The 484-nt window shown below is 39.3% G+C and carries 1 protein-coding gene; it reads left to right on the plus strand.

The window, feature by feature from the left end:
* The coding region (locus ACT3RM_RS18170; RefSeq protein ID WP_444511552.1) for a diguanylate cyclase domain-containing protein at positions 1 to 484 on the plus strand (484 nt) is incomplete at both ends.

The following is a 484-nucleotide window of genomic DNA, read 5'->3' on the forward strand; positions in this document are numbered from 1 at the left end:
GCTAAATTAGGGATGCGATTAAATAAACTAACTCGCGAAAAAGACATTTTTTACCGCTTAGGCGGCGATGAGTTTGCACTGGTAATGTCGGATACCAACGATATTCACACTATCACACGCATGACCAAAAAGTTTTTAGGCGCCATAGCTACCCCCTTTAAAATGGCAGGCCATGAACTGGTGATCACTTCAAGCGTGGGCATTGTATTATTTCCTGAAGATGGCCATACGCCGGAAATTTTATTAAAAAATGCAGATACAGCCATGTATCACGCCAAGAAAAAAGGCAATAGTTACTTATTTTTTAACGATACCATGAACCGCCAAGCGGTAAAGCGCCTACAAATAGAAAACCTGATACGCTTTGGTTTAAAAGGAGATCATTTTGAAGTTTACTATCAACCAAAAATGAATATCCGTAACGGTAAACTTGAAGGGATGGAAGCATTAGTACGCTTTATTACCCCTAAAAAGGGCATTATTA

Source organism: Pseudoalteromonas sp. AOP7-A1-14, assembly GCF_052376275.1.
In the GTDB taxonomy this organism is placed as follows: domain Bacteria; phylum Pseudomonadota; class Gammaproteobacteria; order Enterobacterales; family Alteromonadaceae; genus Pseudoalteromonas.